The organism is Pseudomonas canadensis (assembly GCF_030980095.1).
Taxonomy (GTDB): Bacteria; Pseudomonadota; Gammaproteobacteria; order Pseudomonadales; family Pseudomonadaceae; genus Aquipseudomonas; species Aquipseudomonas canadensis.
This window is the reverse complement of the sequence record NZ_CP133298.1, coordinates 6,052,637-6,068,483: the sequence shown is the minus strand read 5'-3', so window position 1 is coordinate 6,068,483 and position 15,847 is coordinate 6,052,637. Positions and strand designations below refer to the sequence as shown.

The 15,847-nt window shown below is 60.8% G+C and carries 17 protein-coding genes; 11 read left to right on the top strand and 6 right to left on the bottom strand.

The features are described from left to right. Positions 1-307 precede the first annotated feature (307 nt). The 7 genes from RB216_RS28340 (at position 308) to RB216_RS28310 (ending at position 6,693) form a co-directional block, all read left to right on the top strand. Complete coding sequence (locus RB216_RS28340) at positions 308-1,054, top strand: LytR/AlgR family response regulator transcription factor (protein WP_028618438.1); 747 nt, start codon at positions 308-310, stop codon at positions 1,052-1,054. 138 nt (positions 1,055-1,192) lie between these two features. Continuing rightward, the gene (hemC, locus tag RB216_RS28335) at positions 1,193-2,134 is read left to right on the top strand and encodes a hydroxymethylbilane synthase (RefSeq protein WP_236317225.1); all 942 of its coding nucleotides are present in this window, start codon (positions 1,193-1,195) and stop codon (positions 2,132-2,134) included. Next, entirely contained in the window at positions 2,131-2,889 is a 759-nt protein-coding gene (locus RB216_RS28330; RefSeq protein ID WP_028618436.1) for a uroporphyrinogen-III synthase, read from the top strand. The genes hemC and RB216_RS28330 overlap by 4 nt, the downstream gene beginning before the upstream one ends. 18 nt (positions 2,890-2,907) lie before the next feature. Next, positions 2,908-4,020 carry a uroporphyrinogen-III C-methyltransferase gene (locus RB216_RS28325; protein WP_308908133.1) on the top strand — a complete coding sequence of 371 codons (1,113 nt, stop codon included), beginning with the start codon at positions 2,908-2,910 and terminating at the stop codon, positions 4,018-4,020. Between the two features lie 5 nt (positions 4,021-4,025). Continuing rightward, positions 4,026-5,267 (top strand): heme biosynthesis protein HemY, encoded by a 1,242-nt coding sequence (locus tag RB216_RS28320; RefSeq protein WP_308908132.1) that lies wholly within the window; start codon positions 4,026-4,028, stop codon positions 5,265-5,267. A 236-nt stretch (positions 5,268-5,503) separates the two neighbouring features. After that, the gene (locus tag RB216_RS28315) at positions 5,504-6,025 is read left to right on the top strand and encodes a disulfide bond formation protein B (RefSeq protein WP_308908131.1); all 522 of its coding nucleotides are present in this window, start codon (positions 5,504-5,506) and stop codon (positions 6,023-6,025) included. Between the two features lie 209 nt (positions 6,026-6,234). Then, complete coding sequence (locus RB216_RS28310; RefSeq protein ID WP_028618432.1) at positions 6,235-6,693, top strand: Rsd/AlgQ family anti-sigma factor; 459 nt, start codon at positions 6,235-6,237, stop codon at positions 6,691-6,693. A gap of 53 nt (positions 6,694-6,746) precedes the next feature. On the opposite strand, the gene RB216_RS28305 is transcribed toward RB216_RS28310, so the two are convergent. Beyond that, positions 6,747-7,424 carry an FKBP-type peptidyl-prolyl cis-trans isomerase gene (locus RB216_RS28305; RefSeq protein WP_028618431.1) on the bottom strand — a complete coding sequence of 226 codons (678 nt, stop codon included), beginning with the start codon at positions 7,422-7,424 and terminating at the stop codon, positions 6,747-6,749. Positions 7,425-7,616: 192 nt separating this feature from the next. Between RB216_RS28305 and RB216_RS28300 the strand changes: the two genes are divergently transcribed. Beyond that, positions 7,617-8,843, top strand: coding sequence for an AlgP family protein (locus RB216_RS28300; RefSeq protein ID WP_308908130.1), 1,227 nt, complete (start codon positions 7,617-7,619; stop codon positions 8,841-8,843). Here the strand turns inward: RB216_RS28300 and RB216_RS28295 are convergent. Continuing rightward, positions 8,840-9,307 (bottom strand): TIGR02444 family protein, encoded by a 468-nt coding sequence (locus tag RB216_RS28295; RefSeq protein WP_308908129.1) that lies wholly within the window; start codon positions 9,305-9,307, stop codon positions 8,840-8,842. The two genes, RB216_RS28300 and RB216_RS28295, sit on opposite strands and share 4 nt — an antisense overlap. 50 nt (positions 9,308-9,357) lie before the next feature. On the opposite strand from RB216_RS28295, the gene RB216_RS28290 reads away from it, so the two are divergent. The 3 genes from RB216_RS28290 to RB216_RS28280 all read left to right on the top strand — a co-directional run bounded on the left by RB216_RS28290 (position 9,358) and on the right by RB216_RS28280 (position 12,561). Then, a complete protein-coding gene (locus RB216_RS28290; RefSeq protein WP_028618428.1) occupies positions 9,358-11,268 on the top strand; it encodes an ATP-binding cassette domain-containing protein in 1,911 nt (636 codons plus the stop codon). Continuing rightward, positions 11,268-11,840, top strand: a complete 573-nt coding sequence (locus tag RB216_RS28285) for a mechanosensitive ion channel family protein (protein WP_028618427.1) — start codon at positions 11,268-11,270, stop codon at positions 11,838-11,840. Before RB216_RS28290 ends, RB216_RS28285 begins: the two co-directional genes overlap by 1 nt. A gap of 88 nt (positions 11,841-11,928) precedes the next feature. Next, on the top strand, positions 11,929-12,561 hold the full coding sequence (locus RB216_RS28280; protein ID WP_028618426.1) for a LysE family transporter: 633 nt from the start codon (positions 11,929-11,931) through the stop codon (positions 12,559-12,561). 91 nt (positions 12,562-12,652) lie between these two features. Here the strand turns inward: RB216_RS28280 and RB216_RS28275 are convergent, their stop codons facing one another. Genes RB216_RS28275 through RB216_RS28260 form a run of 4 tightly spaced genes read right to left on the bottom strand, consistent with a single transcriptional unit; the run spans position 12,653 to position 15,796 of the window. Then, entirely contained in the window at positions 12,653-13,393 is a 741-nt protein-coding gene (locus tag RB216_RS28275; RefSeq protein ID WP_236320740.1) for a penicillin-binding protein activator LpoB, read from the bottom strand. Positions 13,394-13,396: 3 nt separating this feature from the next. Continuing rightward, a complete protein-coding gene (gene lpoB, locus RB216_RS28270) occupies positions 13,397-13,984 on the bottom strand; it encodes a penicillin-binding protein activator LpoB (RefSeq protein ID WP_028618424.1) in 588 nt (195 codons plus the stop codon). 35 nt (positions 13,985-14,019) lie between these two features. Continuing rightward, positions 14,020-14,391 (bottom strand): YcfL family putative periplasmic lipoprotein, encoded by a 372-nt coding sequence (locus RB216_RS28265; RefSeq protein ID WP_028618423.1) that lies wholly within the window; start codon positions 14,389-14,391, stop codon positions 14,020-14,022. Positions 14,392-14,401: 10 nt separating this feature from the next. Beyond that, positions 14,402-15,796, bottom strand: coding sequence for a COG3014 family protein (locus RB216_RS28260; RefSeq protein ID WP_308908128.1), 1,395 nt, complete (start codon positions 15,794-15,796; stop codon positions 14,402-14,404). Positions 15,797-15,847 lie beyond the last annotated feature (51 nt).

The window sequence follows — 15,847 nt, the reverse complement described above, 5'->3', positions numbered from 1 at the left end:
GTCGTCTCAGTGAGCGTCTACAGTTGGACTGATAGTGTGTGAATGCACCAAAGTCGGGTGATGCGGTCAGAGCCCAGACTATCCATTAAAAAAGGGGGGTATTCGGATTGTGTATCAGCAAACCCTACGACGATGCCCGAAGGCAGCAGGTCTTGGGCGCTATTGAACAGGTCCGGGTAAATATGGGTGCCACTCTCAGGGCACTTTTTGCCGCTCGCGCTAGTCTTAGCGTGGATCGCTGTGACGCAAGTCACCGCACCTGTCTACGCTATCCTTGTGCGAGACTCACGCAGGAATCCAGCGCAATATGAATGTCCTGATCGTTGATGACGAACCCCAAGCCCGCGAGCGACTGAGCCGTTTGGTCAGTGATCTCGAGGGTTACGCAGTACTCGAACCGAGCGCCACCACGGGCGAAGAGGCCTTGACGCTGATCGACAGCCTCAAGCCGGATGTGGTGTTGCTCGATATCCGTATGCCAGGCCTCGATGGCCTGCAAGTTGCCGCCCGACTGAGCGAGCGAGAGTCGCCACCCGCCGTGGTGTTTTGCGCAGCAGGCGATGAGTTTTCCGCGGAGACGCTGGAAGCTAGCGGTGTCAGCTTCCTCACCAAACCGGTGGCTGGCGAAGCATTGCTCAAGGCCCTGAAAAAAGCCGAGCGCCCAACCCGTGTGCAACTCGCCGCCCTGACTCAGCCAGCAGCCCAGAGTGGCAACGGGCCGCGCAGCCATATCAGCGCACGCACCCGCAAAGGTATCGAGCTGATCCCCTTGGGCGAGGTGGTCTATTTTATCGCCGATCACAAGTATGTGACCTTGCGCCATCAGGGCGGCGAAGTGCTGCTCGATGAACCGCTCAAGGCGCTTGAGGATGAATTCGGCGACCGCTTCGTGCGTATCCACCGCAATGCGCTGGTGGCCCGCGAGCGAATCGAACGCCTGCAACGCACGCCCCTGGGCCACTTTCAGCTATTCCTGAAAGGCCTTAACGGTGACGCGTTGATCGTCAGCCGACGGCACGTCGCCGGTGTGCGCAAGATGATGCAGCAGCTTTAGCCCCAGGGCTGTGGCGAGGCTTGCATTCCATATCCCGGTGCGACGAGGCCAGGGAGGCCCCGCACTTGCTGATTCAAATCAAAGCGTATTTGCCTGAGCTGTTATTATCTGCCGTATCTATTCAGTACGGATTGATCCATGTCCTCTCGCGAAATCCGCATCGCCACCCGTAAAAGCGCCCTGGCCTTGTGGCAGGCCGAATACGTCAAAGCACGCCTGGAACAGGCCCATCCTGGTCTCAAGGTGTCCCTGGTGCCCATGGTCAGTCGCGGTGACAAGCTGCTCGACTCGCCACTGTCGAAGATCGGCGGCAAGGGTTTGTTCGTCAAGGAACTGGAAACCGCGCTGCTGGAAAACGAAGCTGACATCGCCGTGCATTCGATGAAAGACGTGCCCATGGACTTCCCGGAAGGCCTGGGTCTGTTTTGCATCTGCGAGCGCGAAGACCCGCGTGATGCTTTTGTATCCAACACCTACGCGTCCCTGGATGAGTTGCCTCTGGGTAGCATCGTCGGCACGTCGAGCCTACGTCGTCAGGCACAGCTGCTGACCCGTCGCCCGGACCTGCAGATCCGCTTCCTGCGCGGCAACGTCAACACTCGACTGGCCAAGCTGGACGCCGGTGAATATGACGCGATCATCCTCGCCGCGGCCGGCTTGATTCGCCTGGGCTTCGAAGACCGCATCACCTCGGCCATCAGTGTCGAGGACAGCCTGCCTGCAGGCGGACAGGGCGCCGTGGGTATCGAATGCCGCACCGCCGACTGTGAAATCCACGCCCTGCTCGAACCCCTGGATCACCATGACACCGAAGTCCGCGTCACGGCCGAGCGTGCCCTGAACAAGCACCTCAACGGTGGCTGCCAGGTGCCGATCGCCTGCTACGCCGTGCTTGAAGGTGAAAATCTTTGGTTGCGTGGCCTGGTGGGCGATCCGGACGGCGGCACCCTCCTGACCGCCGAGGTGCGCGGCCCGCAGCGTGAAGCCACGGCCTTGGGTATCCAGGTAGCCGAGGAGCTGCTGGACAAAGGCGCTGGTGCCATCCTGCAGAAAGTCTACGGCGAGGCCGGTCCGCAGTGACTGAATGGCGCGTGTTGCTGACACGGCCTGCCGAGGAGTCGGTGGCCCTGGCCGCCTCGTTGTCCGAAGCTGGCATTTTCAGCAGCAGCCTGCCTTTGCTGGATATTGAGCCGCTCCCCGTCACACCTGAACAGCAATCCGTCTTCCATGACCTGGGGCGTTACTGTGCGGTGATCGTCGTCAGTAAGCCGGCGGCGCGCCTTGCCGTGGTGCAGCTGGATCGCGCATGGCCACAGCTGACGTGGTTCAGTGTCGGCGCGGCTACCGCGCAGGTGCTGGCCGAGCATGGCCTCAATGTTCAGTATCCGCCTACTGGCGACGACAGCGAGGCTTTGCTTCAATTGCCCGCGTTACGCGAGGCTATCGCCCGCCCGGATGCCCAGGTGTTGATCCTGCGCGGCGAGGGCGGTCGGGAGCTGCTGGCGGAGCGTTTGCGTGAACAAGGTGCTAGTGTCGACTATCTGGAGTTGTATCGCCGTTTCCTGCCGGCCTACGACGCCGGGGCACTGATGCAACGCATCCAGTTGGAACGCTTGAACGGCCTGGTGGTCAGCAGTGGGCAGGGTTTTTTACACCTGCAAACCCTGGCTGGAGCCGATTGGCCCCAAGTTGCACAGCTGCCGTTGTTCGTGCCAAGCCCGCGAGTCCTAGAGATGGCGCGGGCCGCTGGCGCAGAAAAAGTTGTGGATTGTCGCGGCGCGAGTGCCGCGGCTTTGTTAGTGGCGATACGGAGCTATCCCGTTCCCACTCTCTGAAACGCAAAGGACGGATACGTGAGCCAAACAGCCTTGCCTAAAGATGAAACCCAACCCGCACTTGATGCGCCGGTTGAGTCACCGGTCTCCGCGCCGCGCCGTGGCAATGGCCTGGCAATCGTCGCCCTGTTGCTCGGCGTTGCCGGTGTGGCCGCTGGCGGTTGGGGAATCTGGCAGGTCCGCGCCCTGCAAGCCAGCAGCCAGCAGCAGCTGGGCCAGGTGCAGACCCTCGATGACCAATCCCAGTCCCTCAAGCAAAGCCAGCAACAACTGGCAGCGCGACTTGCGCAGTTGCCGGCTGCGGATGAGCTGGAGGAGCGCCGTCGCCTGGTGGCCCAATTGCAGGGTGATCAGCAGCGCCTGAGCCAACGCCTGGAAACTGTGCTGGGATCCAGCCGCAAGGACTGGCGCCTGGCTGAGGCGGAGCACTTGATCCGCCTGGCGAGCCTGCGCCTTTCTGCCCTTCAAGATATCAATAGCGCCCAGGCGTTGGTCCAGGGTGCTGACGAGATTCTTCGCGAGCAAAGCGATCCAGGCGCCTACGCCGCGCGTGAGCAGTTGGCCAAGAGCCTTGCCGCGTTGCGCAGTACCGAGCAGCCAGACCGCACCGGGTTGTACCTGCAATTGGCGGCCTTGCGTGATCAAGTGGTGCAACTGGCAGCTATCGCTCCTGAATATCAGTTGACCGAACCTGCTTCCCAGGGTCGTCCAAGCACCGATACGGAAAGCCGCTGGAGCCAATGGTGGGAGCAGATTTCCCGTTACTTCCGCATCGACTTCAACCCGGATGACAACGTCCGTCCGCTGCTGGCCGGCCAAGGTTTGAACCAGGTGCGCCTGGCCCTGAGCCTGGCGCTGGAACAGGCGCAATGGGCAGCGCTCAATGGTGAGTCGGCGGTCTATAGCCGCTCATTGGGCGAGGCGCGCAGCGTGTTGCAGGACAACTTCAACCAGGACAACCCGCAGAGCAAGGCGATGCTGGCGCGTATCGCCGAGCTTGAGCCCAAGGCGGTATCGGTGGTGACGCCGGACCTGGCTGCGAGCCTTGCTGCCGTGCAGGCGTACCTTGAACGTCGTCATCTGTCTGCCGACGAAGCCAAGGCGGCGGCCACGCCGGCGAAGCAGGAGTAGAGCCGATGAAACGTTTCTATGTGATTCTGGTGCTGGCGATTGCAATCGCGCTGGCACTGGCCGTGGGCATTTCGAAACACACCGGCTACGTGCTGATTACCTACCCTCATGTGCTGCATTACGAGTCGAGCTTGTGGGCGACCCTGGTAGCGGTGTTTGCCATCGGCCTGGCGATCTACCTGGTCCGTGTGCTGCTGAGCCTGGTCACCACCTCCGGTGGGGTGGTCAACCCGTGGTCGCGGCGTAACCGCAGCCGTCGCGTGCAGATCGCCATCGAGCAGGGCCAGATGGACCTCGCCGAAGGCCGCTGGGCCAGTGCCGAGCGCCACTTGCACCGTGCCGCCGAAGCCGAGCGTCAGCCACTGCTCTACTACCTCGGCGCAGCCCGTGCCGCCAATGAGCAGGGGCGTTACGAAGAGTCCGACGGTCTGCTGGAGCGCGCCCTGGAGCGTCAGCCCCAAGCCGAGCTCGCGGTTGCCCTGAGCCATGCACAACTGCAACTGGACCGCGGCGATACTGACGGCGCACTGACCACCTTGCAGGCCATGCACGAACGTCATCCCCACAACGCCCAAGTCCTGCGTCAATTGCAGCGTTTGCATCAGCAGCGGGGCGATTGGTCGTCGGTGATCCGCCTGCTGCCGGAACTGCGCAAGGATAAAGTGCTGCCCGCCAGCGAGCTGGCCGAGCTTGAGCGTCGCGCGTGGGGCGAGAACCTGAGCCTCGCGGCCCAGCGTGAAGAGCAGGGCGAGGCCGGCTTGCAATCCCTCGAGCGGGCCTGGCAGCAACTCACTTCAGCCCAGCGCCAGGAGCCGCAATTGGTGTTGGCTTATGCCGAGCAACTGCGCCAGTTGGGCGCCGATGCCAACGCCGAAGAAGCGCTGCGTGGTGCGATCAAGCGCGGCTACGACAGCCACCTGATTCGACTCTACGGCTTGCTGCGTGGCAGTGACCCCGCCAAGCAATTGAAGTTTGCCGAAGGTTGGCTCAAGGATCACCCAGGTGATGCCAGCCTGCTGCTGACGCTTGGCCGCCTGTGCTTGCAAAACAGCCTGTGGGGCAAAGCGCGGGATTATCTGGAAAGTAGCCTTCAGGTGCAGCGTAATCCCGAGGCCTGTGCCGAGTTGGCGCGATTGTTGGCGCAACTGGGTGATACGGAGCGCAGCAACCAGCTGTTCCAAGAGGGGCTGGGGTTGTTGGATAACCGTTTGCTGGCGTCACCGCTGCCTGTTCCGGTCCGCGCTTGATGTAGGCGATGGTTGATGGTTGGCTCGGATATGTCTGGCAGCCACCCCCTCATTACGTAGAAAAGACGGGCTGTAGAGCGTTTGTGGGCAGCGTCCGACGCTCAATAGCCCAACGTCTTCCATCTTCTGGCGGTAAGTCCTTACCGTCTCGCGGAATCGTCTGCTCTGGCACGTATTGAAAGGGGTCAGGCCTTTCCTCTACCGTAGCGACCTATCTTTCGCGGTGCGGATAAAGCATGTCTTTGGCCCCTTCACGCTCCTTGTTTTTCCTTGCGTTCCTGGCAAGTGCGCTGACATTGGGCGCGTCCTTTTACCTCGAGTTCGGCGTCTCCTTGCGCCCCTGCTTCCTGTGCCAGATGCAAAGGGGGTTCCTGGCTGCTTTCACATTGATCAATCTGGTCGCCGTGATCCATAACCCCCAGCGCTCCGTGGGCTGCGTGTATGGGCTGGCGGGCATGGCCTTCGCGTTGCTCGGCGCCATTACCGCCACACGCCAGGTATTGCTACAAAACGCCGCACCGGGTCAGGCGGCTGATTGCTGGCCTAGCCTGCACTACATGATCGAAAACCTGTCGTTTTCGCAGGCCCTGCAATTGACGGTCAAAGGCACTGTTGACTGTGTGGAGATCAACTGGACGCTGTTTGACTTGAGTGTGCCGGAATGGAGCTTGTTGTTCTTCGTCGGGATGTTGATCCTGGGGGGCATGCAGTTTTCACGGCTGCTTTTAAGCCATCATTTGCGTCCGGTGAAACGCTGAAGGTCAGTTGCGGTTCGTAGGACGGGATTAAACACTTGTATGAACTTTCTGTCCTGCGTACCTTGAAGCCACAGTCATGCGGGCATAATCTGGCCCGCACGTATGATTGAAACCGTTTGTCAGATGCGGCCTTGTCCGGCTGCTGCTTTATCCTTGAAGTGTTGCGCGGGCACCAGGCGGCAGCGCCCCTATAGGGAAGAGAGATCATCATGCTGGAAAGTTGTCAGAATGCTCAGGAACGCTGGGGTGGGGTGCACAAGCTGATCGACAGCTGGCTGAAGGCACGTCACGAACTGGTTCGGGCCTTTGATGCGCTCGGCGCCAAGCCCGAGGCACTGGCGCAGAACCGTGAACCGTTGCAGGATTTTTGCGGTGTGTTGGTGGACTACGTGTCAGCCGGCCATTTCGGCGTCTACGAACAGCTGACCAAGGAAGCGGAAGCCTTCGACGATCAGCGTGGCCTGGAATTGGCTGAGACCCTTTACCCGCGCATCGATGCCATTACCGAGAAGCTGCTGGCGTTCACCGACCTGTGTGATGCCGGGCAATGTGTTGCAGAGAAATTCAAAGAATTGGGCGCACTGCTTCACGAGCGTTTCGAATTGGAAGACTGCCTGATCGAAGTGCTGCACAACGCCCACAAGGAAGAGCCTGCCACTCAGGCCTGACCCTCGATAGCCATACAAAAAACGGTGCGCATGACGCACCGTTTTTTATTGGATCAGGAACGCGTTCCGAGCAATTCGATCTCGAACACCAATGGCGTGTAAGGCGGAATCAATTCGCCGGCGCCATCCGCGCCATAGGCCTGGGCCGATGGAATCACCAGCCGCCATTTCGCCCCCACCGGCATCTGTTGCAGCGCAATGCTCCAGCCGCTGATCACACTGTTCAGGCGAAACCATTGTGGTTGTGTGCTCTGGTCGAACACCGTGCCATCGGGTAACCGCCCCACGTATTTCACTTGGACCTGGTCGCTGGCTTTGGGTTTTTCACCTGTGCCAGAGGTGAGTTCGGTGAGCAGGATTCCATCCGCCAATTCACGCACGCCTTTTACCGCTTTTTCTTTGCTCAGGAATTGTTGTTCGGCCGCGAGTGCTTTTTCGCTTTGAGGCGCCTGTGCGTCGGCTTCGTTTTGTGCTTCGTGCTGGGCGAGAATCTGTTCGATGCGAGCGTTGTCCAGCGCCAAGGGTTTGCCTTGGTAGGCTTGTTTGAGGCCTTCGATCAGCGCCTGGATTTGCAGGTCGGGAACCTCCTGGCGCAGGCGTTCACCAAGGCTGGCGCCCAGGCTGTAGGCGAGGTCATGCTGATTCTGATCAGTGTTTTTTGTCGGCAATTGATCGCTTGCATTGGCCACCGAAACCGCCAAGCCCAGCACAAGAAAAAGGTAACGCGACATGGGCATTCTCCCGCCGAAAGTGCGACGGATTATGCCAGTGTGAAGGCGCAAAAAGTGCCGTGTATTTTCGTTATATCGATAAGAATTTTCACACGGTGCAACGCAAGGCAAACGATACTGTCAACATGCCCTAGCGGCGGTAAGAGCAGAGGGCTAGTATGAGCCGCACCCACGTCAGCCAGGAGGTAAACCATGTCGGCCAAACAGAAGCCTGTTAATACCCCGTTGCACTTACTCCAACAACTCTCGGGCAGCTTGCTCGAACATCTGGAAAGCGCTTGTTCCCAAGCTCTGGCCGATGCAGAAAAACTGCTCGCCAAGCTGGAAAAACAACGCGGTAAAGCGCAAGAAAAGCTGCACAAATCCCGCACCAAACTGCAAGACGCCGCCACTGCCGGCAAGGCCAAGGCACAAGCCAAAGCCAAAGACGCTGTCAAAGAACTTGAGGACCTGCTGGACGCCCTCAAGGATCGCCAAGCTGAAACCCGCGCCTACATTTCCCAACTGAAAAAAGATGCCCAGGAAAGCCTGAAACTGGCCCAGGGCGTTGGTCGTGTGAAGGAAGCTGTGGCTAAAGTGCTGGGTGCTCGTACCCCTGCAAAAGCGGTTGCAGCGAGCGCGTCGAAAAAGCCAGCGAGCAAGGCTGTTGCTGCCAAGGCACCTGCTAAAGCTGTGGCAAAACCTGCTGCCAAAACTGCTGCTGTGAAACCAGCCGCCAAGCCAGCTGCCAAAGCCGCTGCTGCGAAACCAGCCGCCAAGCCAGCGGCCAAAACCGCTGCTGCGAAACCAGCCGCCAAGCCAGCGGCCAAAACCGCTGCTGCGAAACCAGCCGCCAAGCCAGCTGCTAAAACCGCTGCTGCGAAACCAGCCGCCAAGCCAGCTGCTAAAACCGCTGCTGCGAAACCAGCCGCCAAGCCAGCTGCTAAAACCGCTGCTGCGAAACCAGCCGCCAAGCCAGCTGCTAAAACCGCTGCTGCGAAACCAGCCGCCAAGCCAGCTGCCAAAACTGCTGCTGTGAAACCAGCCGCCAAGCCAGCTGCCAAAACTGCTGCTGCGAAACCTGCCGCTAAGCCAGTTGCTAAACCTGCTGCTGCGAAACCTGCCGCTAAGCCAGTTGCTAAACCTGCTGCTGCAAAACCGGCCGCCAAGCCAGCCGCTAAACCTGCTGCTGCGAAACCGGCTGCCAAGCCAGCCGCTAAACCTGCTGCTGCGAAACCAGCCGCGAAGCCAGCTGCTAAACCTGCCGCTGCAAAACCCGCTGCGAAGCCAGCCATTGCCAAGCCAACTGCCGCAAAACCAGCACCGGCCAAGCCAGCAACGCCTGCTGCTGCCCCGGCAGCGTCCACCGCTCCAACTGCACCGGCCAGCAGCGCGACTGCACCGGTAGCGCCAAGCACCACTCCAACCAGCGCTTCCTAAGCGTTGGTGACCACGACGCGCAGCTGCTGCAGCGCGTCGTGGTCAAGGTTGGCGGCATCCTCAGCTGCCAGTCCTTCCAGCCAGTGCAGTTGATCTATCGCCGTTCCTATAGGCCATGTTTGCGCCAACGCTTCCAGGCGCGCCAGCAACTGCCGTTCGGCGTCCAGCTCCAGGGCCTTGACTCGCTCGCGCAACCCAGCCAAATCCTCATCCTGCTGCGCCATGGCGCGCCATTGTGTGCGCACCCGTCTTAGCGGTTCGATCACGTCTGTCTGCCAAGGCCTGGCGATGTGCTTCAGCGCCTGTATGCGTTCGGCGGTTACTGTCACCGCACGCTGTTCCAGCCACGCGCCACACAGCAACAGGCACACGTCCGCACCTTGCGCCTGCAAACGCAGGCAAGCGGCTTCGCACCCTGGGCGGGCGTAAGTCGAGAGGGCAAAGCTCCACAGGTCAGCGTACATATTCACACCCAAGCCAGCGGCCAACGAAGCTGGTAGACTCCGCCGCCATTATGATCCGACTTCAAAGCCTAACATTACAGCGTGGCCCGCAACGTCTTCTCGAAGACGCCGAGCTGACCCTGCACGCCGGTCACAAAGCCGGCCTGATCGGTGCCAACGGCGCCGGCAAATCCACGTTGTTCGCCCTGTTGCTGGGTGAGCTGACCCCGGATTCCGGGGACTGCTTGCTGCCGGCCGACTGGCGCATCGCCCATATGCGCCAGGAGATCGACACCCTGGACCGTATCGCGATCGACTACGTGCTCGATGGCGACCTGCGCCTGCGCCAGGTGCAACACGACCTGGCCGAGGCCGAGAAAGCCCAGGACGGCGCCGCCCAGGCGCGCCTGCACTCGGAACTCGACAGTGCCGACGGCTACACCGCCGACGCCCGCGCCCGCAAAATGCTCGCCGGTCTTGGCTTTACCAACGAACAGATGGACCGCCCGGTTGCTGATTTCTCCGGCGGCTGGCGCATGCGCCTTAACCTGGCCCAGGCCTTGATGTGCCCCTCGGACCTGTTGCTGCTCGACGAACCGACCAACCACTTGGACCTCGATGCGATCCTGTGGCTGGAAGACTTCCTCAAAAGTTACCAGGGCACCTTGCTGCTGATTTCCCACGACCGGGATTTCCTTGACGCCGTGGTCGACAACATCGCCCACGTCGAACAGAAGAAAATCACCCTCTACCGTGGCGGCTACACCGCGTTCGAACGTGCCCGTGCCGAACGCTTGGCCCAGCAGCAGCAAGCGTTCGAGAAGCAACAGGCGCAGCGTGCGCATATGGAAAGCTACATCGCCCGCTTCAAGGCCCAGGCCACCAAGGCCCGCCAGGCCCAAAGCCGGATCAAGGCCCTGGAGCGCATGGAGGAGTTGTCGGCGGCCCATGTCGATTCGCCGTTCGACTTCGTGTTCCGCGAATCGGTGAAGATCTCCAGCCCGTTGCTGGATCTTTCCGATGCGCGCCTGGGTTACGGCGACAAAACCATCCTGGAAAAAGTGAAGCTGCAGCTCACGCCGGGTGCGCGCATCGGTTTGCTTGGCCCCAACGGCGCGGGTAAGTCGACGCTGATCAAGAACCTGTCCGGTGAGCTTTCGCCCCTGGCCGGCCGACTGACCCGAGGCGAGAACACGGTGGTGGGTTACTTCGCCCAGCATCAGCTGGACTCTCTCGATTCCAAGGCCAGCCCGTTGCTGCACCTGCAGCGCCTGGCGCCGACCGAGCGCGAGCAGACCCTGCGCGACTTCCTCGGCGGTTTCGACTTCCGTGGCGCGCGCATCGACGAGCCGGTGCTGAACTTCTCCGGCGGCGAAAAAGCCCGCCTGGCCCTGGCATTGATCGCCTGGGACCGTCCGAACCTGCTGCTGCTCGACGAACCGACCAACCACCTGGACTTGGAAATGCGCCTGGCGCTGACCATGGCGCTGCAGGAGTTCAGCGGCGCGGTACTGGTGGTGTCTCACGATCGCCATTTGCTCAAAAGCACCACGGATAACTTCCTGCTGGTGGCGGACGGCAAAGTCGAGGAATTCGACGGCGACCTGGACGACTACGCGCGCTGGCTGACGGACTACCGCCTGCGCAACGCGCCGGTCAGCAACACCCCGGTCAACCCGGACAAGACCGACAAAAAGGCCCAGCGCCAAGCCGCCGCCGCGTTGCGTCAGCAACTGGCGCCGCACAAGCGTGAGGCTGACAAGCTGGAAGCCGAGTTGGGCAAGGTGCATGAGCGCCTGGCCAAGATCGAAGCCAGCCTGGGCGATAGCGCCGTCTACGAGGCCGCCCGCAAGGATGAGTTGCGCGACCTGCTGGCCGAACAGGCCAAGCTCAAGGTGCGTGAAGGGCAATTGGAGGAGACCTGGATGGAAGCCCTCGAATTGCTCGAAACCCTGCAAGCGGAGCTGGAGGCGCTGTCCTGATGGAAGCGTTGCAGTTGCCGATACCGACGCAGTGGGTCGAGCCCGTGTGGGTTGGCGTGCAAATCCTGCTGATCCTGCTGGCGGGTTACCTTGCCCAGCGTTTTGTCGCCAAAGGCCTGACCCGGCTGGGTGAGCGTTACCCGTTCCCGCCGCAGCTGCTGATGCCGCTGCGCGGTGGTCTGCGCTGGCTGATCATGGGCAGTGCGCTGATCTTTGTGCTGGGGCGCCTGGGTGTGTCCGCCACGGTGTTGTGGACGGCGTTGTCGGGGTTTGTCGCGGTTGCCGCCGTGGCGTTCTTCGCCATGTGGTCGGTACTGTCCAACCTGCTGTGCGCCATTCTGATCTTCACCGTCGGGCCGTTTCGCCTGGGCGATATCGTCGAGTTGGTGGATACCGTCGACAAACCGGGGGTGAAGGGGCGGGTCGTGGCGATCAACCTGCTCTACACCACGCTGGTCGAAGTGGCAGAGGCCGGTACCGACAGCGCAATGGTTCAAGTGCCCAACAGCCTGTTCTTTCAGCGCTCTGTGCGGCGTTGGCCCGGTACTCACGTGTTTCCGGGCGACCGCTAGTATTCACATCTTGTAAAAAACTATAGCCAGCCTTTGGTCGGCGGAGTTAGCTTAAGGCACAACAGCAAACTCCCTCTTGAGGTGTGCAATGGCACTTGATACGTGGCTGGCCTTTTTCCTGGCCAGTTGGATCATCTCCCTTTCCCCCGGCGCCGGCGCCATCGCTTCGATGTCCAGCGGCCTGCAATACGGCTTCCTGCGCGGCTACTGGAACGCCATCGGCCTGCAACTGGGGCTGGCGATGCAAATTGCCGTCGTCGCTTGCGGCCTGGGTGCCATCCTGGCGACATCTTCCACCGCGTTCTATGCGATCAAATGGTTTGGCGTGGCGTACCTGGTGTACCTGGCCATCAAGCAATGGCGCGCCTTGCCCATGGACATGACCGATGACGCCGCTGTGCGCCCGATCGGTAAGCCGATGGCGATGATGTTCCGTGGTTTTCTGGTCAATGCCAGCAACCCCAAGGCTTTGGTGTTCATGCTGGCGGTGCTGCCACAGTTCGTGAACCCGCAGGCGCCGCTGCTGATCCAGTACCTGATCTTGGGTGCAACGATGATCTGCGTCGACATGGTGGTGATGGCGGGGTATACGGGGTTGGCGTCGAAGGTGTTGCGCCTGTTGCGCACGCCTAAGCAGCAGAAACGCATGAACCGTACGTTTGCCGGGTTATTTGTCGGCGCTGCGGGTTTCCTGGCCAGCTTGCATCGCGCAACGGCGTAAACCGCACGCCAACTGAAGAAACCGAATCAAAAATGTGGGAGCGGGCTTGCTCGCTCCCACATTGGTTTTGTGTTGGCAGTGAGTTCTAGGCTCAGCGCAAAATCTTCGGTGCTTCATCCCTTGGCAGGTTGTTGCGTAGCGGCGGCTTGCCGGGGTCTTGATACCCGCCACCCAACTGTTCCGCCAACTGCCGCGCCACATCCTCACCCAGTGCTTTCGATACTTCCTTCACCACACGCGGCCGGTTCAGGCTCACGCGTACATCGCGGCTGTTCACCAGCTTGGTGTCCTGGCCTTCACCCATGGCGGTGAACGCCGAGGTGATCTCGTAGGTGCGCGTATTGATCAGGCTGAAATCCGCCACCAACGTCAGGCCCAGTACGGCCGAGTAGCTGTTGGTGTGGTCCAGGGCGTTGATGTCCTGGGTGAAGTCGATGTCCGACAGGGTGCCGAACAGTACATAGTCGGCGCCCTTGAAGTTACCGGCCTTGATGCGCTTGATCACGTCGTAGACGTCACCCTTGGCATCGGCGGTGTAGGGCGTGCCCTGTACCAGCTGGAACTGACGCGACTTGAGGATCTCGCCCTTGATGTCACCGCTGAATTTGCGCAGCTCGGTCTGTTCGATATAGCTGGTACGGCTTTCGTACTCGCTGTAGTTCGACGCACCGCTGGCGTAGTGGCTGCTTGCCTGGAAGTTGTTGCTGGCCGATACCTGGTGGATGTATTCCTCGACCCGCGCCTCGTAGGCCAGGTCGGTCACCGCGATCTTCGGGGCGGCCGAGGCGCCAAAGGCGCACAACAGGCCGATCATGCCGATCCATGCACGCATTGCTTAGCGCTCCGTGGTCTTGCGAATTTCTTTTTCGTCCATCCATTCGGCCAGGCCGCTCTCGACGTCCACCAGTTGCAGGCTGAATTTGTAGAACACGTCCTTGTAGTCCGAGCTGCGTTTGACGATGGAGCTGATGGAGCCTTCCAGGCGGTACTTGGCGGCGACCATGTTGCCGGTCTTGCTGACGGTCGACTTCTTGTACAGGCCGCTCTGGTTCTGCAGCTTGAGCTGGTCGACCTGGCTCTGCATGTCGGTGTTGTCGCTGGCGAAGCGGGCGGTGCCGGTCTTCATCAACTGGGTCTTGATCGACGTGGTGATCTCGCGAGTGTCGATGTACTCGCTGGTCTTGTTCTTCACGTCATACACCTGCACCACCGGGCGACCCTGCAAGATGCCGGATTGGGCGAGGGAGCGGGTCATGCTTTCGGCGATCATCTGCAGGTCGGTGGAGCCGAACTCGTTGGTGACTGTTTCTACGGCCTTGGTGTCGCCGTAGCTGATGTTCTTGCTGCCCAGTACGGGCGAGGTGTTGGAGCAGCCGCTGGCCAGCAGGGCAACGACAGCGAGCATCGAGAAGCGTGCAAACATGGGGAACTCTCTCTGAAACGTAAAAGGGGAACGGCTCAAGGCGTCTTCACTTCAAGACGGAAGTCCGCCGCCTGGGGCAGGTTGGCAATGGCCGGCAGGAAGGTCGCCTGGTTGGCGTACAGGCTCAGCACTTTCCAGGTTTCTTCGTCGCCTACCGGGAAGCCGTCGGCGCCTAGCCAGGCGAAGCGGTAATACATCGTCTGGTTGCTGCTGGTGATATTGCTCAACTGCACCTTGGCGGTGAGGAAGCCGTTCTCGCGCGCAACGCGGATGGCGCCGACGGCGATGCCTTTGAATTTGCCCATCACCACGATTTTGCTTGCGGCGCTGCCAGGCTCCGGGGGTGGCGGGGTGGCGCAGCCGGCCAGCAGGACCAGCGCCAAGGCGCCGAGGATAAAATGACGCATAGCGTGCTCCTTAAGGTTGTTTGAGGGCGATGGCCTGGTTGGCGGTGCTCGGCACCACATGAGCGGCCAGGCCACCAGCGAATACCTGGTTACCCACCACACGCAGCGTGATCACCTGGTAACGCTGGTCAGCCTTGACCGTCACCAAGGTGCCGCCCAGGGCGTTGGGCAGGCTGACTTGATGCTCGCCGTGCTTGAGGCGCAGGCGCGTCACCTGGGTCATGTCCGGCAGGGTGCGCCAGGTGCGGGTGTCGGCACCTTCGGTGACCGCCGAGGCGATACCCAGCACCAGGCCCGCCATGGGGTTGGTCTTGTTCAGGTTGTTTTGCGCCACGCCACGGCTGACCGCACGCACCGTGGTACGCAGGATGATCCCCGGCATGTCATCGCGCAGGGCACGGCGGGACATGGCCGTAGTGCTGTTGAGTGCCGTGAGGTTCCGTTGCTGGCCGTCGACGCCGATCTGGGCGAAGGTCGCGGTGGACGTGTCGGCCTTGATCACCGGGAACGACAGCGGGGTGATCACCAGGTTGCCGTTGATCGGGATCGGAATCGGCAGGCGAATCGAATCGCGGGCCGGCGCCAGACCGCTCTGCACCACGATCAGCACGTCGGTTTCATCGGCACCGACCTTGGATTTGTCCAGGTCCAGCAAGGCCTGTTCAAGTAATAGTGTGTTGGGGCGCAACTCAGCCGCCTTACGGTAACCGGGGGCCGCCAGATCTTTTTCGCCCAGGGCTTCGTAGACGAAACCGGCCAGGTAATGGCTGAACGCACTCTGGTAACTGTTCTTCAGACCGACCACTTCCGGCGCGTCGAGGGCTGCTACCGGATAGCCGCGCAGGTCTTTCATCTGGGTGGTCACGCCTTCACGCTCGGCTTCGTCCTCGCGCTTGAGGTATTCCTTATCCCGCAGGTCCGCGATCACCGCTTCGCGTTCGTGGGTCTTCTTGATCTCGGTGCGCGCGCCATCGAAGTCGTTCAAGGCCAGCAGGTTCAGGGCCATCTGCGTGGTCAGCATGACCTTCTCGTAGTCATAGCCTTCGTAGCGCCGCACCTTGTCGTTGGCGAGGAAACTGCCGAACTGGGCCAGGTATTTGGCGCTGTCGAACTTGACCGTCTCTTCCCATTTGTAGACCTGCAAATCAGCACTGCGCCACGCGGTCTGACTCCCCGTCAAATCACCCTTGGCCCGCAGCAACTCACCCTTCTCGAAGAAATAGAGCAAGTCTTTGTCTTCACCGCTGTTGTTCTTCTCCAACAGCGTCAACGCCGCGTCGACATTCCCGGTGGCCAATTGCTGATTGGTAGCCTGCAACTCGGTGTCATAGCTGCGGAACATCGAACAGCCCGACAACAACGTTACCGCCGAGAGCGCAAGCAAAGGTAAAGCGCGAAATGCCATGCAGCCTTCTTCCCTGAAAGTAGTAACCGATGTGGTAATTCCTCATAAAAA

What these genes read in the sequence shown, in the direction of transcription:
- lpoB (WP_028618424.1), bottom strand. Translation starts at nt 13,984, where the DNA reads ATGTTTGCACGCTTCTCGATGCTCGCTGTCGTTGCCCTGCTGGCCAGC.
- RB216_RS28275 (WP_236320740.1), bottom strand. Translation starts at nt 13,393, where the DNA reads ATGCGTGCATGGATCGGCATGATCGGCCTGTTGTGCGCCTTTGGCGCC.
- RB216_RS28265 (WP_028618423.1), bottom strand. Translation starts at nt 14,391, where the DNA reads ATGCGTCATTTTATCCTCGGCGCCTTGGCGCTGGTCCTGCTGGCCGGC.
- RB216_RS28260 (WP_308908128.1), bottom strand. Translation starts at nt 15,796, where the DNA reads ATGGCATTTCGCGCTTTACCTTTGCTTGCGCTCTCGGCGGTAACGTTG.
- RB216_RS28340 (WP_028618438.1), top strand. Translation starts at nt 308, where the DNA reads ATGAATGTCCTGATCGTTGATGACGAACCCCAAGCCCGCGAGCGACTG.
- RB216_RS28285 (WP_028618427.1), top strand. Translation starts at nt 11,268, where the DNA reads ATGGAAGCGTTGCAGTTGCCGATACCGACGCAGTGGGTCGAGCCCGTG.
- RB216_RS28315 (WP_308908131.1), top strand. Translation starts at nt 5,504, where the DNA reads ATGTCTTTGGCCCCTTCACGCTCCTTGTTTTTCCTTGCGTTCCTGGCA.
- RB216_RS28320 (WP_308908132.1), top strand. Translation starts at nt 4,026, where the DNA reads ATGAAACGTTTCTATGTGATTCTGGTGCTGGCGATTGCAATCGCGCTG.
- RB216_RS28305 (WP_028618431.1), bottom strand. Translation starts at nt 7,424, where the DNA reads ATGTCGCGTTACCTTTTTCTTGTGCTGGGCTTGGCGGTTTCGGTGGCC.
- RB216_RS28290 (WP_028618428.1), top strand. Translation starts at nt 9,358, where the DNA reads ATGATCCGACTTCAAAGCCTAACATTACAGCGTGGCCCGCAACGTCTT.
- RB216_RS28280 (WP_028618426.1), top strand. Translation starts at nt 11,929, where the DNA reads ATGGCACTTGATACGTGGCTGGCCTTTTTCCTGGCCAGTTGGATCATC.
- RB216_RS28300 (WP_308908130.1), top strand. Translation starts at nt 7,617, where the DNA reads ATGTCGGCCAAACAGAAGCCTGTTAATACCCCGTTGCACTTACTCCAA.
- hemC (WP_236317225.1), top strand. Translation starts at nt 1,193, where the DNA reads ATGTCCTCTCGCGAAATCCGCATCGCCACCCGTAAAAGCGCCCTGGCC.
- RB216_RS28295 (WP_308908129.1), bottom strand. Translation starts at nt 9,307, where the DNA reads ATGTACGCTGACCTGTGGAGCTTTGCCCTCTCGACTTACGCCCGCCCA.
- RB216_RS28310 (WP_028618432.1), top strand. Translation starts at nt 6,235, where the DNA reads ATGCTGGAAAGTTGTCAGAATGCTCAGGAACGCTGGGGTGGGGTGCAC.